This is a genomic window from Reyranella sp., assembly GCF_965249915.1.
In the GTDB taxonomy this organism is placed as follows: domain Bacteria; phylum Pseudomonadota; class Alphaproteobacteria; order Reyranellales; family Reyranellaceae; genus Reyranella.
The window spans coordinates 4069929-4096647 of record NZ_OZ252257.1 but is presented as its reverse complement, the minus strand read 5'-3'; the positions used below and the strand labels follow the sequence as shown (position 1 = coordinate 4096647).

Here is a 26719-nt window from a genome sequence, read left to right as displayed (position 1 = left end):
GCGGTACGGATTGGCGCGGCACCGTAACAAAGCCGCCGCAACGGGGAAAGCAACATGACCGAGCCGGTTGTCGCGGCCAGGGCGCCTTCGAAGGTCGCTCTCGAGGCGGGCAAGGACTACTGGTGGTGCGCCTGTGGCTTGAGCAAGGCCCAGCCGTTTTGCGACGGCAGCCACAAGGGCTCGGGCCTTGCCCCGATGAAGTACTCGGTCGAGAAAGCCGGCGACTACTGGCTCTGCGACTGCAAGCACTCCTCGAAGAAACCGCTTTGCGACGGCTCACACAAGACATTGGCATGACCCTCAGTATGTATCTCCGCGCCGCGCCGGTCGCGCTGGCGCTCTTCCTCTCCGCCTGCGGCGGCAAGTCCGAGGACTCCGCGACCGCCTATTGTCCGGCGCCGTTCACGGTCCAGGATGCGGGCCGGCTGACCCATTTCAAGGACGGGCCGGGGCGCGACCCGCGCGACGTCGAGTATGAGGCGGCGCTGGCCGGTGTCGGCACGAAGTGCTCGCTGCGGCGCAATCAGATGGATGTGACCCTGATCATGCGCGTCGCGGTCACGGCCGGACCCTCGCTCGTCGCCGGCCAGACGCGCGTGCCGTACTTCGTGCGGGTGATCGGCGCCTCGGGCCAGGTCGTCCAGGGCCAGGATTTCACGGCCGATTTCAAACTGTCGGCCGGCAACCCGCGCGGCCAGTCGCAGGAGGAGCTCAACCTCACCCTGCCGTTCAGCCAGATCCAGGAACTGGGCAGCTACCGCATCGCCGTCGGCCTCAGGCCGTCGCAGGACGAGCTCGAGTACAACCGGCGGCAAGGCCAGCGCTGATGAGTGCCTATGCCGACAGGCTGGAAGCATTGGCCGCCGAGGCGGCCGATCGCTGTACGGGCTGCGGCAAGTGCTTCGAGGCCTGTCCGACGGCACGCGAAAGTGGGCTCGACGCCGGCGGGGCGGTCCAGCGTGTCGGCGAACTCCTGTCGCTCACGCGCGAGGGTGGGGCCGCGGCGCCGCTGCTCGACCATTGGCTCGGGGCCTGTGACGGCAGCGCCCAGTGCACCGCCGCCTGTCCCGAGGGCATCAACGTCCGCCAGTGGGTGACCATCGCCAAGATGAAGTCGCTGCAGGCGGCGCGGCCGGTGCAGGAAGGCGCGGCCAATGCGGCGGGTCGCTTCCGCCACATGGCGCAGGCCGTGCGCCTGCTGGCCAGCATGCAGCTGCCTTCCGAGACGCTGAAGAAGATCCTGGCCCCGGCCGAGCGGCGCACCGCCGACGTGCTATTCTATACGGGCTGCAACGTGCTGCGCACGCCGCACATCGTGCTGAACGTCATGGATATCCTCGACGCGCTGGAGCTCGACTTCGACGTGGTCGGCGGCACCGCCCATTGCTGCGGCGTCTATCAGTTCCAGGAAGCCGACCTTCCCACGTACGAACGCATGGGCCATCGCACCTTCCAGCGCTTCGGCCAGTCCGGTGCCTCCAAGGTGCTGACCTGGTGCCCGACCTGCACCAAGAATTTCGACGAGCTGGAGAAGGACGTCGAGGAACCGTCGTTCGACATGGGACACGTGAGCGAGTTCCTTGCCGCCAACCTCGAGTCGCTGAAGGCGCGCTTCCAGGCGGACCAGCCGAAGCGTCGCGTCGTGATCCACGAGCATCAGGGCATCGGCGCCACGGTCGAGAGCATCCGCACCCTGTTGTGCGCCGTGCCCAACCTCGAACTGGTCGAGCTGCCGCAGGATTCGGGCTTCTCCTATGCCTGCGGCGGCCAGGCCGCGAAGTTCAAGGCGCGCGAGCAGGCGATCCATCGCGATCTGGTCATGGGCGCGGTCGATACCGGCGCCGACACGATCGTCACCATGTATCATTCCTGCCATCGCGCGCTCTCCGGCGCCGAGGCGATCTATCCCTCGCTCCGGGTCGTGAACTTCACCGACGTGCTCGCCGAGGCGCTGGGCCGTGGCGGCCATCCCGACTACTACCAGCTCTACAAGCGCGGCGGCGCGATGGACGAGGCCGTGACGGCCGCGCGCGGCTTCCTGGAAAACAACGGCGTGCGCATCGACGAGAACGCCGTGAAGTCCCTCACCGCCGACATCTTCAACGAGACCGGCCTCGGCGGCCCGCGCGAGGCCTTCGCCGAAGCCTTCGGCGCGCTGGCCCGCAAGGGCTGACGGAACTCAGGGCTGTCGTCCTGAGCGCATCGAAGGACCTAGCGGAGCGGCCAAAGGACTGCGTAGCCGGCGTGAGATCCTTCGCTTTGCTCAGGATGACCAGGATTGAGTAAGGAACCGAAGTGACCGACGTCTGGCTCTTCTCCTACGGCACGCTGCAGCAGGAAGACGTGCAGCTCGCGACCTTCGGTCGGCGGCTCGAAGGTCGTGCCGATGCTCTGCCGGGCTATGCCACGTCGCTGCTCGAGATCCGGGACGCAGAGGTCGTGAAGACCAGCGGCAAGTCGCATCACCTGATCGCGCTGCCTTCCGGCCGTGTCGAAGACGAAGTGCCGGGCGTGGTGCTGCGGATCACCGCGGCCGAGCTTGCCGCCGCCGACACCTACGAGGTGTCGGACTACAGGCGCGTCGCCGTGCGCCTGAAGTCCGGCCTCGAAGCCTTCGTCTACGTCGCCGCCTGATCTGCGTTTTCGGTGGATTTGGTCGAAAGCCTCAAGAACATCGCAGCCTGATCGGCACGCTGGAACTGGCCGACTACACCAGTCGGCGAATATCCTCGATTGTCCTCTTCCAGGTCTCGATCGTCACCGCCGATGGAAGCTCCCAACTGTCCTCCGCCGGATATCTGTAGGCCACGCCATACGGGGTGAGTTTGGCGAGAGTGGCGAGCTTGGCCTTCAATGGATGGTTCTCGGGCAGCAGCCCGGCCAGGGCGCCGATATCATGAGTCTTCGAGAAAGGGGTTCGGGTCTCGACGAGCACGGCCTTCACCGGTTTCTCAGCCGCCTGCTGGCAATGGTAGGCTGCGCCTGCCAGCGACGGCAGGGGCCCGTGGAGGTTGTTGACCACTTGGCGCAGATCGTCATCGACGACAGCCAACCATGCGGCGGCCGCCTCACTGGCCATATACGAGCTGCCCCTCGTGCGTTGCGAGATAGCTCAGCGTGCCGATATCGTTGCGCCGGCGCTCGAACACGCTCCTTCGGCAAGGGACGATATCCAGGGAGATGCCGGGATCGCGAGGAATTTCAGCGGTCGCGGACAGGGAGCGCTGTTCCACTGGTGCATTGTCCGAAACAATGACCAACAGATCGTAGTCGCTATCGGCGGTGGCGTCACCGCGAGCGCGACTGCCGAACAAATAGATGGCCTCGGGTGCCATCGCGTTTACGACGCGGGCGACCATGCGATCGAGGACATCAGGCTCTCTGCCGCTCATGGGAGCATTATACACCAACGGCGAGCCGGCCCTATGGCGACTTCACCGCCAGCACCGCCCAGGCCGCATCGGCAAAGAAGACCACGTGATCGGAGAGGGGGCCTTCGAAGCGGCCGTAGACCTTGTAGGTCGCGGGCTGCATCACGGTGCCGATGGCGGAGGCGGCCGCGAGGTCGGGGTCTCGCGTCGGAATCTCGCCGGCCGCCATGGCGCTCACGATGACCTCGCGCAGGACATCGACCGGGTTGGGCGTGCCGTCGGGAACCAGCGCCAGGAACAGATGCTGGGTGAGCAGGTGATAGGCGAAGAGCGACCAGTCCCGGTCGGCCCATTCGCAATAGCAGCGGACGATGGCCTCGATCTTGTCCCGCAGGCCCGTGACGGGCCGCTGTGCCTCGGCCAGCGCCTCGGCCAGCGCGCGGTGGTGGCCCAGGAAGATGTCGAGGGCGAGCTGCTCCTTGCTCGGGAAGTAGCGGTAGATCGTGCCCTCGGCGATCGACGCCGCCATGGCGATCTCGCGGGTCGTGGTTTCCGCGACGCCACGCGCCACGAACAGGGTCAGTGCGGCACGCTCGACCCGCGCCTTGGTTTCCTCGGCTTTTCCCATGGCCTCAGTGTAGGCGGCGCTCGGGACGCAGCAAAGTATCAAGCTTACCGGTCAGGCTCGCCAGCAGTGCGTCGATCGATTCGCTCCGGTCGGCTTGCTTGAGATCGACCGCGATCTTCGGGCCGCGGATCACCGATTGCAGGGATCGGTTGCGGTCGTAGACCCGGACCACGGCCTCCACGACCGCAGGATGGGCGTCGGACGTATCGCGCGTCGTGGTGATCTCGAGGACGGTCGCCGACGGCGTGGGCTTGGACTCCGCAGTCACGGCCTGCGGGAAGCGCTGGCGCAAATAAGCCGCCAACCCATCGAGACATTGTCGGCTGTCGACCGGGTTGAAGACCGACTGCGTCCCCAGCGTCACCGCAAGGGGGCCGGTGACGGCCACGCTGCGATCTGCGAGCGGGTCGGGCCGCGGCGGCGGGCGCCAGTCCGGCCCGTGGTGCGCACGTTCGACCTGCTGCAGGTATAGATAAAAGACGGGGCTGCATCCGCCCAAGATGAGCGGCAGGACAGTCATGAGAGCGATGACGCGTTCCATGGGCTCACGTCCCGAGCGGCGGCTTCAGCTCGTAGGTCTTGAGCAGCTGCTCGGTCTTGGCCTCCTCGATGCGCTGGTGCAGGCGCTGTGCCTCGTGGCGGTCGCGCAGCATCTTGGCGAGCGTGAAGGTCGAGCCGGTCAGCAGCATCGCCGACATGGCAAAGTAGGCACGGACCCAGGTCTCGCCGGGCATGATCGAGATGCCGATGGCCATCATCGCCGCCGCGACCACGAACGAGACGGAGCAATAGAGGCTCCAGGCGGGTGAATCGGAATGCATGATCGGGGTCTCCTCTAGGCCTGGTTCAGGCGGCCGCGCAGCCGGGCCAAGACGGCGTCGGCGCTGTGCGGGGCGGGCGGGACGATGCCGGCGTCGGACAACTTCGCGCGCAACGATGCACCCGTCTTCTCGTCGGCCAGCAGCGCCGCCGCGGCTTCGCGATCGGTGGCGTCGGTCTGCAGGGCGGTGATGCGGGCGAGAGTCTCCTCGGCCGCGGCCAGTGCACTGGTGTAGCCCCGTGCGCTGACGGCCAGCGCACCGGTGGCGCGCTGCAGGGCCCCGCGCGAGCGGGCGGCCAGCAACTCGCGGCGGATCTCGCCGATCCGCGCATCGGCGCGGGCGATGCCGCTGCGCAGGGAGGCGATGTGCCGCCGTGCCGCCGCCAGGTTGGCGGCATAACGCTCGCTCTCCTGCTCGGCGGCGGCAACGACTTCGGCGCACTGCCGGGCGATTTCCGCCTCGCCGGTCTCCAGCGCCTTGAGGGCATAGGGCTCGTATTCGCTCGCCCGTGACCGGGCGGCATCGTGTGCGCGCTGGTCGGCCATCTCGCGCGCCATCAGGCCGGTCAGTTCGCGCGTGGCGACGGCGACGGCGGCCGCCGCGTCCCTGAGTTCCTGTTCCAGGATTCGCAGCGCGTGGGCGTCGACGACCCGCTCGGTGGCCTCGGCCTCGCAGGCCCGAAACAGCGTGAACATCTTGCGGATGAACATGGATGGTCTCCCGTTCTCACGGCGCGTCTTCGACAGTTTCGAGCCACCGCCAGTCGAATGGCTCGGTGCGGGGCGGGGGCAGGGGCCGTTCCTCGGTCGGCGGCTCGGCCTCCGTGTGAAGGACGAGGAACTCCTGGAAAATCTTGCGTAGATACATCTGGCCCTCCAAAAGTGAGTGACTGCTCATATCAATAAGTGAGTAATCACTCAATTACAAGGGCGGATTCGTTTTTCCCGCAATTTCGCGGTGCTGCGCGCCTTTGTGCGTGGACGCCGAACAGGGCCCTGCCTATGGTCCGTCCACCCAGACGATCCCTGTGGGAGAGCCCATCCGCGAGGATGGCGCCGAAGGAGCAACCGGCCCCGGAAACTCTCAGGCAAACGGACCGCAGGAGGATGGGTCTCTGGAAAGCGGCGGGCGCCCCATTCGGCGCACGCCCACCGACGAAGTAAGCCGGCCCTCTCGGATAGGCTCCCGGCGAATCTTTCAGGTCTCCGGACAGAGGGGGTCGCGAACGGCGCAGTCCTTGCGTCGTGAAGGCGCGACTCCGGTCGCGTTCAACGCGACTTCGACGGAGACTCTTTTGACCGAACCCACCGCCGGCCCCCTGAAGCGCACGCCGCTTTACGATCTTCATCGCGAGCTGGGCGCGCGCCTGGTGCCCTTCGCCGGCTACGAGATGCCGGTCCAGTATCCGACCGGCATCCTGGTCGAGCACGCTCACACCCGCACCGCCTGCGGCCTGTTCGACGTCTCGCACATGGGTCAGGTGCGTCTCACCGCGAAGCCCGGTCAGAGTGCCGCGAAGGCGATGGAGACGCTGGTGCCGGGCGACATCGCCGGCCTGCAGCCGGGCCAGCAGCGCTACACCCAGTTCACCAACGATGCCGGCGGCATCCTCGACGATCTGATGGTGACCAGCACGGGCGACCACCTGCTGGTGGTCATCAATGCGGCCTGCAAGGACGCCGACCTGGCGCACATGCAGAAGCATCTTTCGGCGACCTGCGAGGTCGAGCCGATGTTCTCGCGCGGGCTCCTCGCCCTGCAGGGACCGCAGGCGTCGGCGGTGCTGTCGCGGCTGGTGCCGCAGGTCGCCACCATGAAGTTCATGACCGGCGCCTATGTCGTGATCGACGGCGCCCGCTGCTACGTCACGCGCTCGGGCTACACCGGCGGCGACGGCTATGAGATCTCGACGCCGGCCGAGCAGACCGACGCCATCGCGCGCAAGCTGCTCAGCCATCCCGAGGTCAAGCCGATCGGACTGGGCGCCCGCGATTCGCTGCGGCTCGAGGCCGGGCTCTGCCTCTACGGCCACGACATCGACACGACCACCACGCCGGTCGAGGCGGTGCTGCTGTGGAGCGTCGGCAAGGAACGGCGCGTGCAGGGCGGGTTCCCCGGCGCCGCCGTCGTCCAGAAGCAGATCGCCGAAGGCTCGACGCGCAAGCGGGTCGGCCTGCTGCCCGAAGGCAAGGCGATCGCGCGCGAGGGCGCGGAGATCGTGATCGACGGCAAGACCGTCGGCATCGTCACGTCGGGTGGCTTCTCGCCCACGCTGGGGCGCGCCGTCGCCATGGGCTACGTCGAGCGCAGCCAGTCAGCCAACGGAACCAAGGTCGATCTCATGGTGCGCGGCAAGCCCGTGCCGGCCGAGATCGTGCCGATGCCTTTCGTCAAACACGCCTACTACCGCGGATAGGAGATCAAGATGGCCGAGACCAAGTACACCGAAGAGCATGAGTGGATCCGCGTCGAGGGCGATGTCGGCACGATCGGCATCACGCAATACGCCCAGGAGCAGCTGGGCGACGTCGTGTTCGTCGACGTGCCCGCGGCCGGACGCAAGGTCGCCAAGGGCGAAGCCTGCGCCGTCGTCGAATCGGTGAAGGCCGCGTCCGACATCTACGCGCCGGCTTCCGGCGAAGTCGTCGAGAGCAATGCGGCGCTGGCCGACACGCCGGGCGACGTCAATGCCGAGCCGACGGGCAAGGGCTGGTTCTTCAAGCTGAAGCTCGCCGACAAGGGCGAGCTCGACGGCCTGATGGACGAGGCCGCCTACGAAGCCTTCGTGAAGAGCCTCGGCTAATCATGGCTGGGGGCGCGCGACTCCAGTCGCGCGTCTTGGTCGATGTTCAGGGAAGATCGCGGCACTGGAGTGCCGCGCCCCCAGCAAAGAGCATTTTCTAGGAGCCTCAATGCGTTATCTCCCTCTCACCGACGCCGACCGCCGCGAGATGCTGAGCGTGATCGGCGCCAAGTCGGTCGACGAGCTGTTCCGCGACGTGCCGGCATCGGCGCGGCTCGCGGCCAAGGTCGGCGGCCTGCCCGATCACCAGGGCGAACTCGAAGTCGAACGCGCCTTCCAGGGCTTTGCGGCGAAGAACCTGTCGCCCGCCGCGACGCCGTTCTTCATCGGCGCCGGGGCCTATCGCCATCACGTGCCGGCGACCGTCGACTACATGATCCAGCGCGGCGAGTTCCTGACCTCGTACACGCCGTATCAGCCCGAGATCACGCAGGGCACGCTTCAGTACCTGTTCGAGTTCCAGACCCAGGTGACCCTGCTCACCGGCATGGACGTCGCCAATGCCTCGATGTACGACGGCTCGACCGGCACGACCGAGGCGGTGCTGATGGCCAACCGGGTCACGCGCCGCCACAAGGCGCTGATCTCCGGCGGGCTGCACCCGCAGTATCGCAGCATCATCGAGACCACGGCCAAGTGGGAAGGCTTCACGGCGACCTTCTCGAAGACGGACGCCGAAGGCCTCGAGGATCTGATCGCCGCGGTCGATCGTGAGACGTCCTGCGTGGTCGTGCAGAATCCGAGCTTCTTCGGCCATGTGCGCGACTTCACGAAGCTGGCGGAAGCCTGCCACGCCGCCGGGGCGCTGCTGATCGTCGTGGTGACGGAAGTCGTCTCGCTGGGGCTGCTGACGCCGCCGGGCGAGATGGGCGCCGACATCGTGGTCTGCGAGGGCCAGTCGATCGGCAACGGGCTCGGTTTCGGCGGTCCCTATGTCGGACTGTTCGCGACCCGCGACAAGTACATGCGCCAGATGCCGGGCCGTCTGGTCGGCGAGACCGTCGATGCCGACGGCAAGCGCGGCTTCGTGCTCACCCTCTCGACGCGCGAGCAGCATATCCGGCGCGAGAAGGCGACCTCCAACATCTGCACCAATGCCGGCCTGTGCGCGCTGGCCTTCACGGTGCATCTCACCCTGCTGGGCGAGACGGGCTTTGCGCGTCTGGCCGAGCTCAACCATGCCAAGGCCTCGCAGCTTGCCGACAGGATCGCGGCGCTGCCTGGCGTCTCGGTGCTGAACGACAGCTTCTTCAACGAGTTCACCGTGAAGTTGCCGAAACCCGCGGCCGAGGTCGTCGAAGCCCTGGCGGCCAAGCGCATCCTGGGCGGCCTGCCGGTGTCGCGCCTGATCCCCAACGATCCCTCGGTCGCGAACCTGCTGCTGCTGGCGGCGACCGAAACGGCGACCGACGCGGGCATGGATCCGCTGATCGCCGGCCTGAAGGAGGTGCTGTGATGGTACAGTCGCTCGACCGCAGCCAGGGACGCGCTGGCAGTGTTTCCGCCGGTTCCGTCAACACGTACGGCACCTACACCGGCAACCGCGCGCTCCAGCTCGAGGAGCCGCTGATCTTCGAGATGGGCCAGGCCGGACGCTGCGGCGTCGACCTGCCCGAGCCTCCCAAGGTCAAGGACCGCCTGAACGGCCTGCGCCGCAAGGGCGAGATCGGCCTGCCCGGTCTTTCCGAGCCGCAGGTGGTGCAGCACTACACGCGCCTCAGCCAGAAGAACTACGCGATCGACATGGGCGTCTACCCGCTGGGCTCGTGCACGATGAAGCACAATCCCCGCATCAACGAGAAGGTCGCGCGCCTGCCGGGCATCGGCGATCTCCATCCGCTGCAGCCGGTCTCGACCGTGCAGGGCGCGCTGGAGCTGATCGACGGGCTGGCGCACTGGCTCAAGACCCTCACCGGCATGCCGGCCGTGGCGATGTCGCCGGCCGCCGGCGCGCATGGCGAGATGTGCGGCATGATGGCGATCGCCGCGGCCCTCGAGGCCAAGGGCGAGCGCGCCCAGCGCCGTACCGTGCTGGCGCCCGAATCGGCGCACGGCACCAATCCGGCCACCGCGGCCGCGCTCGGCTTCGTCGTGAAGCCGATCCCGGCCAACGATCGCGGCCGCGTCGACCTCGCCGCGCTGAAGGCGGCGCTGGGTCCCGACGTGGCGGCGATCATGCTGACCAACCCCAACACCTGCGGCCTGTTCGAGAGCGAGATCGTCGAGATCTCCAAGGCTGTGCACGAGGCGGGCGCCTACTTCTACTGCGACGGCGCCAACTTCAACGCCATCGTCGGCCGCGTGCGGCCGGGCGATCTCGGCGTCGACTGCATGCACATCAACCTGCACAAGACCTTCTCGACGCCGCATGGCGGCGGTGGTCCGGGCGCGGGCCCCGTTGTGCTGTCGGCGGCGCTGGCGCCGTACGCGCCCTATCCGTGGATCGTGAAGGATGGCGACACCTGGCGCATCGCCGAGGACGGCGCGAAAGTCGACGGCCTGCCGCTCGGCCGCCTGAAAGCCTTCCACGGCCAGATGGGCATGTTCACGCGTGCGCTCGCCTACATCATGAGCCACGGCGCCGACGGTCTCCGGCAGGTCGCCGAGGATGCGGTGCTCAACGCCAACTACGTGATGGCGGCGCTGAAGGACGTGATGAGCCCGGCCTTCGAGGGACCGTGCATGCACGAGGCGCTGTTCGACGACAGCTTCCTCAAGGACACGGGCGTCAGCACGCTCGATTTCGCCAAGGCGATGATCGACGAGGGCTACCACCCGATGACCATGTACTTCCCGCTGGTGGTGCATGGCGCGATGCTGATCGAGCCGACCGAGAGCGTGGCCAAGGAAGATCTCGACCAGTTCATCGGCGCGCTGCGCTCGCTCACCGCGAAGGCCAAGACCGGTACCGCCGCCGAGGACTTCAAGGCGGCACCGCTCTACGCGCCGCGCCGCCGTCTCGACGAGACGCTGGCCGCCCGCAAGCCGGTCCTGCGCTGGAAGCCGTCGAACAACCCGCCGGGCACCGATCCGCTGAAGCAGGCGGCGGAGTAGTCAGAACTTTCCTCCCCCGTCACACGGGGGAGGTGGCCCCGGCGCTGTTTACAGCGCCTTTGGCCGGAGCGGGAGAGCCACAGGCTTGATCTCTCTCCAACTCAAAATCATCGCGTTGCCTTCCCTCACCCGGCCTCCCCCGTAAGACGGGGGAGGTGAAGAGTTTTGCTTTTCGCGTGTGAGTGGGGCGCAAAGAAAAAGCCCCCGCCTTGCGGCGGGGGCACCAGGTTGCCCGCTTTTTGTTTTTTGCGGGCGATCCCTATTTTCTAAAAGTCAGTGCAGACGGCGGGGCAACTCGGCGATGGCCTCGTCGATCATCGGCTGCGTGCGGCCGCCACCGACCTGTTCCTTGAGCAGCGTGCGCGTGGCGGCGAGCGCCACGTCGACGGCCATGTTGCGCACTTCCCGGGAGGCCTGGGCCTCCGCCTGGGCGATGCGGTCCTTAGCCTGCTGCTCGCGGCGGGCGATCAGCGCTTCACGTTCCTCGGCGGCGTGCTGCGTGAGGCGCACGGCCTCTTGCTTGGCCTGCGCCACGATCTCCTGGGCCAGCTTGGCCGAGTCGGCGAGGTTCTTCTGAGCGTCGTCACGTGCCTTCTGCGCCTCGTTGCGGAGCTTCTCGGCTTCGCCGAGCGTGCGCGCGATGAGGGCGGTGCGGTCGTCGAGGAGCTTGGTCAGCCCCTTGACGATCTGCTTGCCGGCAAGCGCCAGGAAGATGACGAAGGAAACGGCAACCCAGAACGTCGGATCGGAGAACAAGCCTCCGCTGTGGCCGTGAGCATCGGCTGCCCATGCGGTACCGATCATGGCTTGCCTGCCTTTGCTGCTTCGTCGACGGCGCGGGCAACCTGCGCGGGATCGGCAGATCCCACCAGCTTGCCCAGCACCGCCGTGGCGATTTCCGTCGACATGCTGCCGAGGCCCGCGAGGGTCTGCGTGCGCTGCTCGTCGATCCGCTTTTCGGCGGCGACGATGTCGGCACCCAGCCGGTCGCTGACTTCATGCAGCTTGGCGGAGGTCTGGGCCGCAGCGGCCTCCGAGGCCTCGCGGATCAGGCCGGAAGCCTGGCCGCGCGCTTCGGCGAGCGCCTTGTCCTGCTCGACACCCGCGGCGCGCGCCGCATCGTTGGCCTTCTGGGCCGCGTCGAGGTCTGCCTGGATCTTGTGCTCGCGGCTTTCGATCGTCGCGCCGATCTTCGGCAGGACGGCCTTGGCCATGAGGAAATAAAGCACGGCAAAACAGACCACCAACCAGAAGATCTGGGTGGGGAATCTGGTTAGGTCGAACTGCGGCATGCCGGCCGCCTGCGCGGCAAACGGCAGCCCGATCAGGGCTGCCGCGGCGACCGAAGTCCGAAGTGCCTGAACGGGCACGATCGAACTCAGGCGAAGAGGGCGATCAGCGCGACGATCAGCGCGAACAGCGCGATGGCCTCGGTGACGGCGAAGCCGATCCAGATGTTGGCGCCGATTTCGGCCTTCGAGGCCGGGTTGCGCGACAGAGCCGTGATGTAGCTCGCCCAGACGTTGCCCACGCCGATGCCGGCGCCGATCATGCCGATGGCAGCGAGGCCCGCACCGATGAACTTGGCGGCTGAAGCGTCCATTTCTATCTCCTGTTTTCTCTTGGCTTTGACGTGATGGATCGATGGGTACGGGCGCGGCGACTAGTGCAGATGCAGCGCGTCGTTCAGGTAGATGCAGCAGAGGATCGTGAAGATGTAGGCCTGCAGCAGCGCCACCAGCAGCTCGAGCGCGGTGATCGCCACCAGCACGACGAGGGGGACGACACCGAAGATGCCGAGCGCCACGACGAAGCCGGCCAGCACCTTCAGCAGCACGTGGCCGACGGTCATGTTGGCGAACAGTCGGACCGACAGGCTGATCGGGCGGCTGAGATAGGAGACCAGCTCGATCGGGATCAGGATGGGCGCGGTGAACAGCGGCGCGCCATGCGGGAAGAACAGGGAGAAGAAGTGCAGGCCGTGCTTGAACAGGCCGATCAGCGTCACGCCGAGGAACACCACCATCGCCATGAAGAAGGTGACGGCGATCTGCGACGTGAAGGTATAGCCGTAGGGCAGCATCCCGAGGATGTTGCCGAACAGCGTGAAGATGAAGAGCGTGAAGATGAACGGGAAGAATTTCTTGCCGCCACTGCCGACATTGTCCCGGATCATGTTGGCGATGAACTCGTAGAAGAGTTCCGACATCGCCTGGATGCGGCCCGGGATCATCGCGCCCTTGCCGGCGCCCGCGAGCAGCAGACCCGAGGAGAGGACAACCGCGCCCATCATGAAGACGGCGGAGTTGGTAATGGCGATGTGATGGCCACCGATGGTGAACAACGGGGCGGTGTAGTCCTGGATAGCAAACTGCTCGAGCGGGCTGGCCACGTTACTCTATCCCCAATTCAGCTCTTCTTCTCATCCTGGGCTGCTTTGCTGCGCCGCTCTTCAGCCTGCGCAACCCGGTAGACGTTAACGAACGCCGCCCCGCACCCCAGCACGAACCCCACGATCAGCAGCCAGGGCTTGGTGCCCAACCACTGATCAGCCATCAGGCCCAGAAAGGCCCCCGCAACGACGCCCGCCACCAGTTCGACTGCGATCCGCATGCCGACGCCCAGCTTTTCGCCACCGGCGCCGCTCGCTGCGGGTCTCGACGACCGTCCCGTTCCTGCCTGGTAGGCCTGCCGGACGCCCTTAAGGCGCCGATCCAGCTCGTCAGGCGTCGATTTACGATCGTCTTCAGCCATAACCGGATGCTCCGCTCCGGGCTTTCCACCGCCACCCCATCAACACGATGCGGTCACAATGAAAAACGCGCCGGAACCTATGGGTACGCCCGCGGGGTGTCAAGCGTACGCGACGATGTGACAACGCCCTGAAACTCAAGCGTTCCGCCGTTCTACCGCTTCAGGACGGAGAACCGGGCGTCGCCGTCGCGCTCGACCTGCGGGACGAGGTCGACCTCCCAGTCCAGGTACTGGCGCATGGCGGCCTCCACGTCCTCCTTGAAGTCGTAGGGCCGGTACCAGACGTCGGTCGGCGGATCGGCCATCCGGACATGGCCGGTTTCGACCTCGAAGCCGGCCTCCCGCCAAGCTTTCATTCCGCCTGTCAAAACCGCGAGTGGCAGACCCCCTGTCAGATCGGCGATTTCGGCCGCCGCGAGGGCGCCGATCTCGGCATCGGGCGCCACCAGGACGACGCGGGCGGTGCCGGCCTGCTTGGCCAGCATCTCCGGCAGGGTGCGGCCGAGATTGGCGCGCACGGCGAACCAGGCGCCGGGTACGTGGCCGTCGCGATATTTCAGGCTGGTATCGAGATCGACGACCAGGGTCGTGGCCAGCGCCTTCTGCAGCTCGGCTGCGGTCACGGTCGCGACTTTCGGGACGGCGAAGCCCGCGGGGTAGCGCGGCTCGGCTTCCGTGGTGAGTTCGGCCGCGGCGGGCGTGTGGTCGAGGACGTAGGTCTCCTTCCAGCCCATCTGCAGCAGCCAGTGTGCCGTCATGGTGGCGCGCACGCCGTCATTGTCGTGCAGCACGATGGTGGCGTTGCGGGCCCCGACATACTGGTCGGTGGCCTGCACGAGCTGGCCGCCGGCGGCATGGCGGAAGCCCGGGAGATGACCCTTCGCGTATTCGGCGGGGTCGCGCACGTCGAGGCGATAGAGCGGGCCGCCCTTCTGCTCGAGCGCGGCGAGGCCGGCTCTGTCGATCCGGCGGATGCCCATTTTGCCCGCGATGTTCGCGGCGGCGGCCTGGGCGAACTTCGCGGCCTCCGGGCCTTGGGGCCCGAAGCTCCTGGTCTCGCCGCGCGCCACCTTCAGCCCGGCCAGGTGCCAGCCCATCGTGCCGTTCTTCAGCGCCATCACCTTGTTGGGCAGGCCGGCGTTGATCAGCGACTGCGCGCCGATGATCGAGCGCGTGCGGCCGGCGCAGTTCACCACGACCAGCGTCTCCGGCCGCGTCACGAAGTCCTTCACGCGATAGACCAGCTCGGCGCCGGGGCAGTCGATGCCGCCGGGGATCGACATGTTGGTGAATTCCGGCAGCGGCCGCGAATCCAGGATCACCATGTCGGCCTTGTCGTCGATCATCTTCTGCACGTCGGCGGCATCGATGCGCGGCGTATCGTTGCCGTGCTCGACCACCTCGCCGAACGCCTTGCTCGGCACGTTGACGCCGGTGAAGACCTCGAAACCCGCGTCGCGCCAGGCTTTCAGGCCGCCTGCCATGACCGCGAGGTTGGTGTAGCCCAGCCCTGAGAGCGTCGCGGCGGCGCGATTGGCGCGGCCCGCCTGGCCTTCCTCGCCGTCGTCCATCAGCACGATGCGCGTGTGCGGATCGGGCAGCAGGGCGAGCGCCCGCGGCTCGAGGCGGGAGAGGGGGAGCGGCGTCGCGAACAGCGGATGGCCCTGGGTCGAGAACTCGCCTTCCTCGCGCACGTCGAAGAACGCGAAGACCTCGCCGGACTTCAGCATCGCCTTGACCTGCTGCACGGTGAGCAGCGGCGTCAGGATCTTCGGCTTGGCCATGAAGCGCCTGGCGGTACCGGTCTTGAGGTCGACGGTCACCCGGCCCGGCAGATGCTCGAGGCTCAGCCCGTAGAAATGAAGATGCAGGGCCGTCCCGGAGTCGGCCGGCGTTTCGATATGGTGGAAGTCGTCGGGCAGGAAGGCGATCACGTCGCCGCGCTTCAGCGTCTTTTCCTTGGACGGCGCCTCGCGCAGCTGCACCACCCCTTCCTGTGCGCCGTTGTCGAGCCGTTCGTAGACCACGTTGCGCTCGGCGCCGTGGACGCCCGCGATGATCGCCCAGGTCGTGTGATTGTGCGGCGGCACCTTCTTGCCCGCGCCACCGGCCGAGGCATAGAGCGCGAAACGATGGTCGGGATCTTCGCTGAGACGATAGATGCCGCCCTCGGCGCCCAACGGGAATTCCTCCTGCGGGAAGAGGTCGGCGCGGCTGGCCAGCGACGAGAGAAGCCCGCCGATCTTCTCGAGATTGGCGTAGGTCACGCCGTCCTTCTCGATGGTGCGGGCCTCGTCGATCAGGCGCCGCACGGCCGCGGCACGCTCTTGATGCAGGTTCATTCGGTCCTCCGTTGCGGACAGTATAGCCGCACCCGCCCCGGTCGCCGCACCCTTGTCGTATGGGCCGGAGTCAAACTACGGTGGGCCATGCGAACGACCGTTTCCGTCCTTCTGATCGGGGCGGCTGCCCTGACGGCGGCCTCAGCCTCGGCCCAGACCGCCAAGAAGCCTGTCCAGACCCAGGCGACCAATCCTGCGACGACCAAGGCCGCCGCCTCCCGGCCGGCGGCCCGGCCATCGGCACGCCCGGCGCCGCGCGCCGCGGTCTATGTGCCGCCGCCGCCCGTCCTCGAACTCGACGAAGCCGCGGTCGTGGCCGACCTTCCGACCGTTCTGGATAATGAAACGCGCGATCGCTACCGCCGTATCTTCCAGGCCCAGCAGTCGGGTGCCTGGGCGCAGGCCGACGACGAGATCCGGCAGCTCTCGGACAAGACCCTCATGGGATATGTCGGCGCCCAGCGCCTGCTCAGCCCCAACTATCCCGCCCGCTACGAACAGCTCGCCGCCTGGCTTCAGGACTACAACGACAATCCAGACGCGCCGGCGATCTACCGGCTGGCGCTGGCGCGTCGCACCCCGGGCGGCGCGGAACTGACGCCCGCCACCTTCGTCGGCTTCACGCAGGGCTCGCCCAACTTCGCCGCCGCCCGCACCGTGAACGGCGCCGATGGCGGCCGCGCGGCCGAGCTGCGTTCGCGGTTGCAGAGCATGGCCGACGATGGCGGCTTCAACGCCGCGTTCGTCCTGCTCGATCGCAAGTCGTCGACCGAGATCCTCGGACCCCAGGAGGTCGAGCTTTGGCGCGGCCGCCTGCGCACCCGCCAGCTCGAAGCCGATCCGCAGCGCGGCGTGCAGATCCCCGTCGAGGCCAGCATGCCGCCCGACGCCAACTGGAATGCCGCCATGACGGCTTTCACACGCGGCGATATGGCGGAGGCGGCCCGCCGCTTCGAGCTGGTCGCCGATGCCTCGCCGGACCGGGCCTCGTCCTGGACACTGTCCGCCGGCTCGTTCTGGGCCGCCCGCGCCAACCTTCTGGCCGGCAATCCGCAAAAGTACGCGCCCTATCTCAAGCGGGCGGCGCTGCATGGCAGCACCTTCTATGGGCTGGTCGCCCAGAAGGCGCTGGGCATGCAGATCCAGCCCGACTTCGACGTGCCGCCGCTCGACCGGCGCCGCGCCGACCTGTTGCGCAACGACCGCGCGGCGCGCCGGGCGCTGGCGCTGCTGCAGCTCGGTGCCACGACGGCGGCGGAGCGCGAACTCTTCGCCGCGTCGATCGACAACGATCCGAAATATGTCGAAGCGGTGATGGCGCTGGCGCTGAAGGCGCAGCTGCCGGCCCTCGCGGTGAAGGTCGGCAATGCCAACTGGGACCAGCGGCACAACATCAAGGGTTATGACGGCGGCATGTATCCGATTCCGCCGTGGCAGCCGTCGAGCGGCGCGATCGTCGACCGCGCCCTGGTCTATGCCTTCATGCGCCAGGAATCGGCGTTCAATCCCAAGGCGCGCTCCGTCGTCGGCGCCATGGGCCTGATGCAGCTGATGCCGGCGACCGCGCGTGCCGTCTCGGCCCGCTATGCACCGGAAACGGCGGGCGCCAATCCGTGGGACCCCTCGGTCAACATGTCGCTGGGCCAAGCCTACATATCGATGTTGTTGAGCGAGACCGACGGCAATCTCGTGCGCACCACCGCCGGCTACAATGGCGGGCCGGGCAACGTGATGCGCTGGGACAATTCCCTGAACGCCTCGCAGGATCCGCTGCTCTACATCCAGTTGATCCCGCTCCACGAGACGCGCGACTTCGTGCAGCGTGTGCTGACCAACTACTGGATCTATCAGGCGCGGCTGGGGCAGCCGACCCCGTCGCTCGACCAGATCGCCTCACACGACTGGCCCCGTTACACCCCGCAGGATGGAACCCGCTGAGCATGTTGCCGCTTTCAGGCGTACGCGTCGTCGAATTCTGCCAGGTTCTGGCCGGTCCCTATTGTGGAATGCTGCTGGCCGACCTCGGCGCCGAGGTGATCAAGGTCGAGCCGCCGGAAGGCGACATGATGCGGCAGTGGCCGCCGATCAGCGAGGGCTACAGCGAGAACTTCGCCTCGATCAACCGCAACAAGCGTTCGGTCGTCCTCGATCTCAAGGACCCGGCGCAGAAGCAGGCGGCGCGCCAGCTCATCCTGTCGGCCGACGTCGTGCTGGAGAACAACCGGCCGGGCGTGATGGACCGGCTGGGTCTCGGCTACGAATCCTTCCGCGCCGAGAAGCCCGGCCTCGTCTACTGCTCGATCTCGGCCTTCGGCCAGTCCGGCCCGCGCTCGAGCGAGGGCGGCTTCGACGTCACCGTGCAGGCGATGAGCGGCATCATGAGCGTGACCGGCGAGCCCGACGGCGCGCCGGTGAAATGCGGCGTGCCGGTCTCCGACGTGGGCACCGGCCTCTATGCCGCGCTGACCGTCGTGTCGATCCTGCGACGGGTCGCGGGCGGCGGACCGGGCGCGCATATCGACGCCTCGATGCTGGGCTGCAGCCTCGGCATGGCCGCGCTCCAGACCAGCGAGTTCTTCGGCACCGGCAACGATCCGAAGAAGCTGGGCTCGGCCCATCCGCGCAACGCGCCCTACCAGGCCTTCAAGGCGGCGGACGGGCATTTCGTGATCGCCGCCGGCAACAACAAGCTGTGGGAAGCCGTCACCAAGGTGGTGGGTCGTCCCGACCTGCTCGCCGATCCGCGCTTCGCCACGACCCAGTCACGCGCCGCCAATCAGGTGGCGCTCAAGGACCTGCTCGAAGTCGAGTTCGCGAAGAGCGGCGTCGATCACTGGCTGGGCGCCTTCGAGAAGGCCGGCGTGCCGCAGGGGCGCATCAATACCTACAGCCAGATCCTCGCCGACCCGCAGGTCCAGCACATGGGCTGGGTCGAGGAGATGGAGCTTCCCTCTGGGGTGAAGACCAGGACCTTCGGCAGCCCGGTCCGGATCTCCGCCACCGACATCTCGAAGCGGCGCGATCCGCCGGCGCTCGGTGCCGACACCGAGACGATCTTCGGAACCACCTTCAAGGGAAAGGCCGCGCTATGACCATCGATCGCCTGCGTCGCTTCATCGGCGACATGACCTCGCTCACCGGCGGCGCCTGGCAGGACAAGGACGAGAATGCGATCGTCGAAGTCGGCGCGAAGCTTCTGGGCGAGCTGGTGAAGCACGACGACTGGCTGCCCGAGCAGGCGGCCCGGGTGCCGGCCCATGGCTATGCGCAGAACCTGCTGTGGTGCGATCCTTTCGAGCGCTTCTGCGTCGTGAGTTTCGTGTGGGCGCCGAAGGCCAACACCCCGGTGCACGATCACGAGATGTGGGGCCTGGTCGGCATGCTGCGCGGCTCGGAGACCTCGCTCTCCTTCACGCGCGATTCCGAGACCGGCGTGCTGGTGCCGGGCGAGCTCGCCAAGCTCGAACCGGGCGACGTCGAGGTGCTGGTGCCGGCGCCACGCAATCCCAAGGGCGACATCCACCAGGTCACCAACGCGCTCGACGATCGCGGCTCGATCAGCATCCATGTCTATGGCGGCAATATCGGCGCGGTGCGTCGGCACACGTTCGACGTGAAGACGGGACAGCCCAACCTCTTCGTGTCGGGCTACACCAATCGCGAGCAGCCCAACATCTGGGACCGTTCGGCCGAGGTGCGCGCGGCCTCCTGAGAATTCGCGTACCGGCACGGCTCGCTTGACCTGAAGCGGGCCCGGCAAGCACTGTCCTTCCTTACAAAAAAAGGGAGGCAAACAGGATGCATCGCAGAACCGTATTGAAGGGCGGTACCGCCCTCGCGGCCATGACCGTGGCCGCTCCGGCGATCGGCCAGTCGTCCAAGTGGCCGGCGCGCGAGATCTCGCTGATCAATCCCAATGCGCCGGGCGCCTCGACCGATCTCACCGCACGCATTATCGCGCAGGCGCTCGAGAAGCGGCTGAACGCGACCGTCATCGTGAAGAACGTGGTGGGCGGCGCCGGCGCGCTGGGCCCGACCACGCTCGCCCAGTCGACGCCCGACGGCCATACGATCGGCCTGGTGGCGATCTCGAGCCACGTCGCCGTGCCGAACATGATGAACGTCGCCTACGATCCGTGGAAGGCGTTCGACATCATCGGCCAGGTGGCGGCCCTGCGCTACGGCATCGGCGCGCGCGCCGACGGGCCGATCAAGTCGATCGAGGACCTCGTCAACCAGGGCAAGCAGAAGCAGCTCACCTACAGCTCCAACAACGTGACCAACGTGGTGGCGATGTTCCAGCTGGCCAAGCTGAGCGGCGCCAAGCTGCGCTGGGTCGTGTTCCCGGGCGGCGTCGAATCGGTGACGGCGGCGATCGGCGGCCATGTCGATGCCGTGATCCAGACCGTCTCGGAGATGCGGCCGCAGATCGAGGCCGGCAAGCTGCGCTTCCTCGCCTCGGCGGCCGAAGCGCGCTGGCCCGACTATCCCGACGTGAAGACGCTGCGCGAGCTGGGCTACGATGCGGTCAGCAACGGACCGTTCGGCTATGCCTTCCCCAAGGGCGTCGATCCGGCCATCCAGGAGCGCATGGACAAGGCGCTGGCCGACGTCATGAAGGACGAGTCCGTGACCAGCCAGATCGCCAAGCTCGGCATCCAGCCGATCTACCGCGACGGCAAGGAATACGGCGCTCTCCTGAAGAAGATCGAGACCGAGCTTGTCCCGATCCTCAAGGAAACCGGCATGGCCAAGAAGGCATGATCAGGTTGGGCGGCACGCGGATCGCCACGCTCGGCCTGCTGGCCGCGGCGCTGGTCGGCCTGTGGAAGGCGATCGAGCTGGAGAGCTGGGGCTTCGACGGCCCCGGTCCCGGCTTCTTCCCGCAGCTCATGGCCGGCATCTGCGTGGCGCTCGCCCTCGTCGTCCTGGCCTTTCCGGGCCAGGCCGGCGAGACCGAGGGCGGCGATACCGACGACGTCGAGGCGACGAGGGAATCGAACCGGACCTTCGCGATCTACATCGCCACCTTCGCGGTGTTCGCGCTGGGCGCGACCTATGCCGGCTTCGTCGTCACGACCGTCGCCGTGACCGTCGTCATCATGCGCTTCGCCGAACGCCGTCCGTGGTTGCCCTCGATCGGCTACGGCATCGCCTGCGCCGCGGTCGGCCTCGTCTGCTTCGGCTGGCTGCTGCGCGTCGATCTGCCGGAAGGCCCGATCGAGCGCACCTTCTACACCTACGTTCGCTGAGGCCCGCCGCATGGAAGCGCTGCTGGGTGGCTTCGCCACCACGCTGACCCTCGACAACCTGTTCTACTGTTTCGTCGGCGCGTTCCTGGGCACCGTCGTCGGCATCCTGCCGGGACTGGGGCCGCTCACCACCATCGCCATCCTGCTGCCGATCACCTTCAAGATGGACGTGACCTCGGCCATCATCATGCTCTCGGGCATCTATTACGGCGTGGCCTATGGCGGCACCGTGACCTCGGTGCTGATGCGCATCCCGGGCGAGGCCTCGTCGGTCGTGACCTGCCTCGACGGCTACGAGATGGCGCGCAAGGGCCGCGCCGGGGCGGCGCTGGGCATCGCCGGCATCGGCTCGTTCTTTGCCGGCACCGTGGGCGTCATCGGCATCACTTTCCTGTCGCCGCCGCTGGCCGAACTCGTCATCAAGTTCGGGCCGGCCGAATACGCCATGCTGATGCTCGCGGGCCTCACCATGGTCACCTACATGTCGAGCGGCTCGCTGCCGCGGGCGCTGCTGATGGCGGCCTTCGGCCTGCTGCTCGGCACCATCGGCAGCGATCCCCTCAACATGACGCCGCGGCTCACCTTCGGCATCCTGGCCCTGGGCGACGGCGTCAATCTCGTGCCGCTGGCGATCGGCCTGTTCGGCCTCTCCGAAGTGCTGTTCATGGCGCGCCAGAAGCCCGACGACATGAAGGTCCTGCCGCCGCCCTCGCATCTGCTGGGCTTCATGCCCTCGCGCGAGGAGGCGAGGCGCTCGGTCGGCCCGGTCGTGCGCGGCACCGTCATGGGCTTCCTGGTCGGCCTGCTGCCCGGCGGCGGCGCGGTGCTGGCCTCGTTCCTGTCCTACGGCATGGAGCGCAAGCTCTCGAAGAATCCCGAGGAGTTCGGCAAGGGCGCCGTCGAGGGACTGGCCGGGCCGGAATCGGCCAACAATGCCGGGACTGCCGGCGCCTTCGTGCCGCTGCTCTGCATGGGCATTCCCGCGAATGCGGTCACCGCGCTGCTGCTCGGCGCCTTCATCATCCACGGCGTCACGCCGGGCCCGACCATCCTGGAGCGCCAGCCCGAGATCTTCTGGGGCGTCGTGGCCAGCATGTATATCGGCAACATCATGCTGCTGATCCTGAACCTGCCGCTGATCGGCCTGTTCGTGCGCATCCTCGACATCCCGCGCGCCTATCTCACGCCGATGATCCTCGCGGTCTGCCTGATCGGCGTCTACTCGTCGAACGGCAATCCCGCCGACGTGGTGATCGCGGTGATCTTCGGCTTCGTGGGCTACGGCCTGCGCCGCCACGGCTTCGACCTCGGCATCGTCATCCTGGCCTATGTGCTGGGCCCGATCTTCGAGCGCTCGGTGCGCCAGTCCCTGGCGATCTCCGACGGCGACCCGATGATCTTCCTGCACAGCTATCTTTCGGCCGGCTTCGCCATCGTGGCGGTCGCGCTGCTGGTGGCGGGGTTGTGGCCGAAACGGAAGACGAAAACCGCCTGACTGCACGGCGCTTGCGCATCACCCTACAACCCAGGGTGATGCGCAGCTCTTGCCGGATGGCGCGGCCGGCGATATAGAGCGCCCATCATGTTCAATTTCTTCGCTCCCCGTTTTTCAGGATGCGGACGCCGATGCCGATTTTTCGGCTGTCGTTCTGCAATCCTTTTGAACTGACCTGCGCGGAGCCGTCACCGAGACGATCTCCGGCACGGGGAGATTGTCATGCGGTACAAGTTTCCGAGAATTGAGCACATAGACCAGGTCCGGTCCGCAATCGCAGGCGCCGAAGAATTCTTCGAAGCGCGGCGGGACGGCTATTCCATCTTCGATTATCGATTCGTGACGTCGTCGAGTTTCCCCGACGTGGACCCCGCTCTCGGACAGGCGGCGGCGCAGTCCGCTGCCCTGCGGCGGGAAGCGCGCGGCCTGATTTTCGATACTGCGACGGGCAGGGTGCTGGGCCGGCGGTTCCACAAGTTCTTCAATCTCGGAGAGCGCGACGAAACACGTCCCGAGAGGCTCGAGTTCGCCGTGGCTCCCCTCGTGCTGGAGAAGCTCGATGGCTCCATGGTCTCGCCGATCCTGCTCGGTGAGCGGCTGGCGTGGACGACGATGCTGGGCGAGACCGAGGTTGCAGCCGGCGCGGCTCGTTTCTTGGCTGAGCGGCCGCAATTCGATCGGTTCGCGCGCGAGTTGCTCGCTGCAGGCGCCAATCCGATCTTCGAATGGTGCTCGCTCCAGAACCGGGTCGTCGTCGAACATCGCGAGCCCCGGCTCGTGCTCCTGGCGATCCGTGGTCTTGTGGACGGCGCCTATTGGTCGTTTGCAGAGACGCAACGGGCAGCGGCAACGGCGGCAATTCCCATGGTCACGCCCTGGGAAGAATTGCATTCGGATCCGAGGGGCTTGCCCGAGCGGCTGAGCGAACTGAAAGGGCACGAAGGGGTCGTCCTGCGCTTCGACGACGGTCACATGCTGAAGCTCAAGACGCCCTGGTATGTCAGGATACATGGCGTGCTGGAGCGGCTGTCGCGCGAGGCCGATGTCGTGGAGATCGTGCTGCGGGGCGAGCATGACGATCTGATGCCGTTCCTGACGCCATCGGACTTCGAGGAACTGACACGGTTCGCCGAAGCCTTGCAGGCCGGGCTGATCGCGAGCGCGAACCGGCTGATAGCCAAGGTCACCGATCTTCAGGCGCGGTTTCCGAGCCGGCGCGACATCGCCCTGGCGCTTCGTGACGACCCTGATGCGCCTTTCATCTTTCGGATGCTGGACGGAGGTGATCCACACACGCTGGTGCGTGGCCACGTTCTGCGGGAGTGCGCCTCCGGCCCTCGCCTCGACGCCGCCCGTCGGCTGTTCGAGGCGCGCTGGGCCCGTCGTGCGTGGACCGACGGCTGACGGGCGGCGTGGGCGGCGCGGTTCTGCTGCTGGCGGTACTGTGGGCGAAAAAGAAGAAGGCGGCCGGTTAGGGCCGCCTTCGGGAAGAGTTCTTATCCATTCTGCACGGAGCGGGCTCTCGCGCATTTGAATGCGCTGCCGCCCGCCCATCCTCACAAGCTAATGCTTGTGAGGATGGGGATGCGTCGGGTCGACCCAGTAGACTTCCTCGACCTTCTCGGCCGGGGTGATGTCGATGTTGATCGCGACCGCCTCGTTGTCGGAACGGACCAGCACGCATTCCAGCGGCTCGGTGTCCGAGGCGTTGATCTCCTGGTGCGGCACGTAGGGCGGCACGTAGATGAAGTCGCCGGGGCCGGCTTCGGCGACGAACTGGAGCTGCTCGCCCCAGCGCATCCGGGCGCGGCCCTTCACGACGTAGATCACGCTCTCCAGGTGCCCGTGATGATGGGCGCCGGTCTTGGCGTGGGCATGGATGGTCACCGTGCCGGCCCACAGCTTCTGGGCGCCGACGCGGGCGAAATTGATGGCCGCGGCGCGGTTCATGCCCGGGGTCTGGGCGGTGTTGGTGTCGAGCGATCCGGCGGGGATGACCCGCACGCCGTCATGCTTCCAGTCGGTGGGGTCGGTCATGATGTCTCCGAGCGGTTCGAGTCTTCTTGGGCGGCAATCACTAAAACGCCGCTGTGGAGAGTCAATGGAAAGTCCTGATGCCTTTCCTGTCCCGAAAGGAAAAATCCTTCCGAAGCCTCGCCGGCAGCGCCTCCCGGGCGAAACAATGATGTTTCCGACTCCTGGAGTATAGTGAACGCATGAACCGCATCGACGAAACCAAGTCCTTCAAGCCGGTGAACATCGCCGTTCTCACGGTTTCCGACACGCGCACGCTCGAGACCGACAAGTCGGGCGACACGCTGGTCGAGCGCATCGCGCGCGACGGCCATGTCCTGGCAGACCGCGCCATTGTCACCGACGACGTCGGGCTGATCCGCGCGCAGGTGCAGAAGTGGATCGACGATCCGCAGATCGAGGTGGTGATCACGACCGGCGGCACCGGCGTCACCGGCCGCGACGTGACTCCCGAGGCGCTGGAGGCGCTGTTCGAGAAGAAGATCGAGGGGTTCGGTGAGACCTTCCGCTGGATCAGCTTCCAGAAGATCGGCACCTCAACCATGCAGAGCCGCGCCACGGCGGGTGTCGCCAACGCGACCTACATCTTCGCCCTGCCCGGTTCGACCGGCGCCTGCAAGGACGGCTGGGACGACATCCTGCGCCAGCAGCTCGACATCCGCTTTCGCCCCTGCAACTTCGCCGAGCTGATGCCTCGCCTCAACGAAGGCAAGATGCCGCGCAGTGGCTGACATCCTCGCCGCGATCCGCGAGGGCGAGGAACTGCCGGCGACGGGAACGGCGCACGGTCATGTCCGGCTGAAGGACGGGCGGCTCGCGCGGATCGCTTACGCCTACGAGGACGATCCGACGGCGGCCGCGCGATTGCATTTGCAGGCCGAAGCGTTTCGTCATCTCGCGCCGGCGGGGCGCACGCCGAAACTCTACGAAGTGATCGAGCCGCGGCCCGGGCTGCCCGGCGGGGCGTTGATCGTCGATTTCATCGACGGTCGCGCGCCACGTTTGCCGGGTGAACTCGATGCGATGGCCGGCACGCTGGCGCGGATTCATTCGTTGCCTTTGCCCGTGCCGGGTTCTCCTATCCCGCGCCAGGACAATCCGTTCCGTGCGACGCTCGATGTCGTGGAGCAGGGGGCGCAGCGCTTTCTCGACAAGGCGATCACTGAGCCCGGCGCGCGCGCCGAGATCGTCGAAGAACTCGGCCTGATGCGCGCCATGGCCGCGACGCTGGCACATCGCCCGCAACCGCTGTCGATCGCTTTGGCCGATACGCATCCCGGCAACTTCATCGTCGATCGCACCGGCATCGCCTGGTTCGTCGATCTCGAAAAGGTGCATGTCGGCTCCCCGGCGATCGACCTCGCGCACGCGACGCTTCCGACATCGACCGTCTGGCATCCAGATGTCGGCAAGGTCCTGACGCTCGATGAGGTGAAGGGCTTCTACGAGTCCTATCTCAAGAGGATCGGCAAGACACGCGCCGCTGAGCTGCATCCGTGGCTGCAGCCGATGCGACGGCTCACCTGGCTGCGCACGATCATGTTCATGGCGCGCTGGAAGGTTCAGACGGAAGCGCCGCGCGATCCGTCCGATCCGTCGCAATGGAGCGACGCCGGCTTGGCGCCTGAGATGCGGGCGCATCTGCGCTCGCGGATCACCTTTGCCTTCGACTGTGAGACGATCCGCTCGATCCGCGCCGGGTGGCTATGACCGCCTCGGAGGGGTGATGGTTCCGGCTTCGATCACAGCGCCACTTTCGTCCTCGGTTAGTACTTCGATTATCGCCATCCGATGGCGGTGCTTTTTCAGCCAGACGCTGGCCTCGGCGAGGAGACTGCTCCGGGCGTCGCGCTCCGCCTGATAGGCCGAGGCGACTCGAACAACATAGCGGCGAGGCTCTTCTTCTGAGTCGTCTCCCTCCGGGAATAAATGGATGTAGCCCCAGCGTCGTCCATCGCCGTCCACGGCGATGAAGATCGCCGAATCATCGGCTGTCGAGGCCCCTTCAACGGTGAGACGGGCTTGCGAAGAGAGTTCCTCATCGCCCGGCGGCGAGAGCTTGGCGATGAAATCGATGTCATCGGGACTCGCAGTCCTGACCTTAATATCTACCATCTGCTGTCTCTCGAAAAAGATAGGCGTCAGAACTCATGATAGATTGTGTT

At 66.8% G+C, this 26719-nt stretch carries 31 protein-coding genes and 2 riboswitches; of the genes, 17 read left to right on the top strand and 14 right to left on the bottom strand.

All coding sequences use genetic code 11. From position 1 onward, the window contains the following. Positions 1-54: 54 nt before the first annotated feature. The 4 genes from ACP15H_RS20350 to ACP15H_RS20335 all read left to right on the top strand — a co-directional run bounded on the left by ACP15H_RS20350 (position 55) and on the right by ACP15H_RS20335 (position 2634). Positions 55-297, top strand: a complete 243-nt coding sequence (locus ACP15H_RS20350; RefSeq protein WP_422010437.1) for a CDGSH iron-sulfur domain-containing protein — start codon at positions 55-57, stop codon at positions 295-297. Then, positions 294-827: a hypothetical protein gene (locus ACP15H_RS20345; protein WP_425067968.1), complete on the top strand. Its 534-nt coding sequence runs from the start codon at positions 294-296 to the stop codon at positions 825-827. Before ACP15H_RS20350 ends, ACP15H_RS20345 begins: the two co-directional genes overlap by 4 nt. Then, complete coding sequence (locus ACP15H_RS20340) at positions 827-2173, top strand: (Fe-S)-binding protein (protein WP_425067967.1); 1347 nt, start codon at positions 827-829, stop codon at positions 2171-2173. Before ACP15H_RS20345 ends, ACP15H_RS20340 begins: the two co-directional genes overlap by 1 nt. A gap of 122 nt (positions 2174-2295) precedes the next feature. Continuing rightward, positions 2296-2634, top strand: coding sequence for a gamma-glutamylcyclotransferase family protein (locus tag ACP15H_RS20335; protein ID WP_425067966.1), 339 nt, complete (start codon positions 2296-2298; stop codon positions 2632-2634). A 73-nt stretch (positions 2635-2707) separates the two neighbouring features. On the opposite strand, the gene ACP15H_RS20330 is transcribed toward ACP15H_RS20335, so the two are convergent. The 6 genes from ACP15H_RS20330 to ACP15H_RS20305 are packed head-to-tail and all read right to left on the bottom strand — an operon-like array spanning position 2708 to position 5530. Next, positions 2708-3079, bottom strand: a complete 372-nt coding sequence (locus ACP15H_RS20330; protein WP_425067965.1) for a HEPN domain-containing protein — start codon at positions 3077-3079, stop codon at positions 2708-2710. Continuing rightward, the gene (locus ACP15H_RS20325; RefSeq protein ID WP_425067964.1) at positions 3069-3392 is read right to left on the bottom strand and encodes a nucleotidyltransferase domain-containing protein; all 324 of its coding nucleotides are present in this window, start codon (positions 3390-3392) and stop codon (positions 3069-3071) included. Before ACP15H_RS20325 ends, ACP15H_RS20330 begins: the two co-directional genes overlap by 11 nt. Before the next feature lie 31 nt (positions 3393-3423). Continuing rightward, positions 3424-3999, bottom strand: a complete 576-nt coding sequence (locus tag ACP15H_RS20320) for a TetR/AcrR family transcriptional regulator (protein WP_425067963.1) — start codon at positions 3997-3999, stop codon at positions 3424-3426. Between the two features lie 4 nt (positions 4000-4003). Then, positions 4004-4540 carry a hypothetical protein gene (locus ACP15H_RS20315; RefSeq protein WP_425067962.1) on the bottom strand — a complete coding sequence of 179 codons (537 nt, stop codon included), beginning with the start codon at positions 4538-4540 and terminating at the stop codon, positions 4004-4006. A gap of 4 nt (positions 4541-4544) precedes the next feature. Beyond that, entirely contained in the window at positions 4545-4820 is a 276-nt protein-coding gene (locus ACP15H_RS20310; protein ID WP_425067961.1) for a YiaA/YiaB family inner membrane protein, read from the bottom strand. 14 nt (positions 4821-4834) lie between these two features. Next, the gene (locus ACP15H_RS20305; protein WP_425067960.1) at positions 4835-5530 is read right to left on the bottom strand and encodes a PspA/IM30 family protein; all 696 of its coding nucleotides are present in this window, start codon (positions 5528-5530) and stop codon (positions 4835-4837) included. 308 nt (positions 5531-5838) lie between these two features. After that, positions 5839-5929: riboswitch (glycine riboswitch) on the top strand. 3 nt (positions 5930-5932) lie between these two features. After that, positions 5933-6035, top strand: a riboswitch (glycine riboswitch). A gap of 79 nt (positions 6036-6114) precedes the next feature. Between ACP15H_RS20305 and gcvT the strand changes: the two genes are divergently transcribed. From gcvT to gcvPB, 4 genes are all read left to right on the top strand, one after another. Beyond that, positions 6115-7236 carry a glycine cleavage system aminomethyltransferase GcvT gene (gcvT, locus tag ACP15H_RS20300; protein ID WP_425067959.1) on the top strand — a complete coding sequence of 374 codons (1122 nt, stop codon included), beginning with the start codon at positions 6115-6117 and terminating at the stop codon, positions 7234-7236. A gap of 9 nt (positions 7237-7245) precedes the next feature. Beyond that, positions 7246-7623 (top strand): glycine cleavage system protein GcvH, encoded by a 378-nt coding sequence (gcvH, locus tag ACP15H_RS20295; RefSeq protein WP_425067958.1) that lies wholly within the window; start codon positions 7246-7248, stop codon positions 7621-7623. Between the two features lie 109 nt (positions 7624-7732). After that, positions 7733-9079, top strand: a complete 1347-nt coding sequence (gene gcvPA / locus ACP15H_RS20290; RefSeq protein WP_425067957.1) for an aminomethyl-transferring glycine dehydrogenase subunit GcvPA — start codon at positions 7733-7735, stop codon at positions 9077-9079. Continuing rightward, a complete protein-coding gene (gcvPB, locus tag ACP15H_RS20285; RefSeq protein ID WP_425067956.1) occupies positions 9079-10677 on the top strand; it encodes an aminomethyl-transferring glycine dehydrogenase subunit GcvPB in 1599 nt (532 codons plus the stop codon). The genes gcvPA and gcvPB overlap by 1 nt, the downstream gene beginning before the upstream one ends. A 273-nt stretch (positions 10678-10950) precedes the next feature. Here the strand turns inward: gcvPB and ACP15H_RS20280 are convergent, their stop codons facing one another. The 6 genes from ACP15H_RS20280 to ACP15H_RS20255 form a co-directional block, all read right to left on the bottom strand. Next, the gene (locus ACP15H_RS20280; protein ID WP_425067955.1) at positions 10951-11481 is read right to left on the bottom strand and encodes an ATP F0F1 synthase subunit B; all 531 of its coding nucleotides are present in this window, start codon (positions 11479-11481) and stop codon (positions 10951-10953) included. Continuing rightward, positions 11478-11969 carry a hypothetical protein gene (locus ACP15H_RS20275; protein WP_425067954.1) on the bottom strand — a complete coding sequence of 164 codons (492 nt, stop codon included), beginning with the start codon at positions 11967-11969 and terminating at the stop codon, positions 11478-11480. Before ACP15H_RS20275 ends, ACP15H_RS20280 begins: the two co-directional genes overlap by 4 nt. Before the next feature lie 86 nt (positions 11970-12055). Beyond that, complete coding sequence (locus tag ACP15H_RS20270) at positions 12056-12280, bottom strand: F0F1 ATP synthase subunit C (protein ID WP_020698011.1); 225 nt, start codon at positions 12278-12280, stop codon at positions 12056-12058. A 60-nt stretch (positions 12281-12340) separates the two neighbouring features. After that, complete coding sequence (locus ACP15H_RS20265) at positions 12341-13069, bottom strand: F0F1 ATP synthase subunit A (protein ID WP_425067953.1); 729 nt, start codon at positions 13067-13069, stop codon at positions 12341-12343. Between the two features lie 17 nt (positions 13070-13086). Beyond that, positions 13087-13431, bottom strand: a complete 345-nt coding sequence (locus ACP15H_RS20260; RefSeq protein WP_425067952.1) for an AtpZ/AtpI family protein — start codon at positions 13429-13431, stop codon at positions 13087-13089. Between the two features lie 152 nt (positions 13432-13583). Next, on the bottom strand, positions 13584-15773 hold the full coding sequence (locus tag ACP15H_RS20255) for a rhodanese-like domain-containing protein (protein ID WP_425067951.1): 2190 nt from the start codon (positions 15771-15773) through the stop codon (positions 13584-13586). An 87-nt stretch (positions 15774-15860) separates the two neighbouring features. On the opposite strand from ACP15H_RS20255, the gene ACP15H_RS20250 reads away from it, so the two are divergent. The 7 genes from ACP15H_RS20250 (at position 15861) to ACP15H_RS20220 (ending at position 23924) form a co-directional block, all read left to right on the top strand. After that, the gene (locus ACP15H_RS20250; RefSeq protein ID WP_425067950.1) at positions 15861-17711 is read left to right on the top strand and encodes a transglycosylase SLT domain-containing protein; all 1851 of its coding nucleotides are present in this window, start codon (positions 15861-15863) and stop codon (positions 17709-17711) included. A 2-nt stretch (positions 17712-17713) separates the two neighbouring features. Beyond that, the gene (locus ACP15H_RS20245; RefSeq protein WP_425067949.1) at positions 17714-18865 is read left to right on the top strand and encodes a CaiB/BaiF CoA transferase family protein; all 1152 of its coding nucleotides are present in this window, start codon (positions 17714-17716) and stop codon (positions 18863-18865) included. Beyond that, positions 18862-19485, top strand: coding sequence for a cysteine dioxygenase (locus ACP15H_RS20240; RefSeq protein ID WP_425067948.1), 624 nt, complete (start codon positions 18862-18864; stop codon positions 19483-19485). The genes ACP15H_RS20245 and ACP15H_RS20240 overlap by 4 nt, the downstream gene beginning before the upstream one ends. An 86-nt stretch (positions 19486-19571) precedes the next feature. Beyond that, entirely contained in the window at positions 19572-20537 is a 966-nt protein-coding gene (locus tag ACP15H_RS20235) for a Bug family tripartite tricarboxylate transporter substrate binding protein (protein WP_425067947.1), read from the top strand. Further along, positions 20534-21025, top strand: a complete 492-nt coding sequence (locus ACP15H_RS20230; RefSeq protein WP_425067946.1) for a tripartite tricarboxylate transporter TctB family protein — start codon at positions 20534-20536, stop codon at positions 21023-21025. The genes ACP15H_RS20235 and ACP15H_RS20230 overlap by 4 nt, the downstream gene beginning before the upstream one ends. Before the next feature lie 10 nt (positions 21026-21035). Then, the gene (locus ACP15H_RS20225) at positions 21036-22520 is read left to right on the top strand and encodes a tripartite tricarboxylate transporter permease (protein WP_425067945.1); all 1485 of its coding nucleotides are present in this window, start codon (positions 21036-21038) and stop codon (positions 22518-22520) included. 222 nt (positions 22521-22742) lie between these two features. After that, on the top strand, positions 22743-23924 hold the full coding sequence (locus ACP15H_RS20220) for an RNA ligase (protein ID WP_425067944.1): 1182 nt from the start codon (positions 22743-22745) through the stop codon (positions 23922-23924). A 159-nt stretch (positions 23925-24083) separates the two neighbouring features. Here the strand turns inward: ACP15H_RS20220 and ACP15H_RS20215 are convergent, their stop codons facing one another. Then, positions 24084-24557 (bottom strand): cupin domain-containing protein, encoded by a 474-nt coding sequence (locus tag ACP15H_RS20215; RefSeq protein ID WP_068198289.1) that lies wholly within the window; start codon positions 24555-24557, stop codon positions 24084-24086. A 179-nt stretch (positions 24558-24736) separates the two neighbouring features. On the opposite strand from ACP15H_RS20215, the gene moaB reads away from it, so the two are divergent. Continuing rightward, entirely contained in the window at positions 24737-25285 is a 549-nt protein-coding gene (moaB, locus tag ACP15H_RS20210; RefSeq protein WP_425067943.1) for a molybdenum cofactor biosynthesis protein B, read from the top strand. Continuing rightward, entirely contained in the window at positions 25278-26264 is a 987-nt protein-coding gene (locus ACP15H_RS20205) for an aminoglycoside phosphotransferase family protein (RefSeq protein ID WP_425067942.1), read from the top strand. Before moaB ends, ACP15H_RS20205 begins: the two co-directional genes overlap by 8 nt. On the opposite strand, the gene ACP15H_RS20200 is transcribed toward ACP15H_RS20205, so the two are convergent. After that, entirely contained in the window at positions 26259-26669 is a 411-nt protein-coding gene (locus ACP15H_RS20200; protein ID WP_425067941.1) for a hypothetical protein, read from the bottom strand. The genes ACP15H_RS20205 and ACP15H_RS20200 overlap by 6 nt on opposite strands. Between the last annotated feature and the right edge of the window lie 50 nt (positions 26670-26719).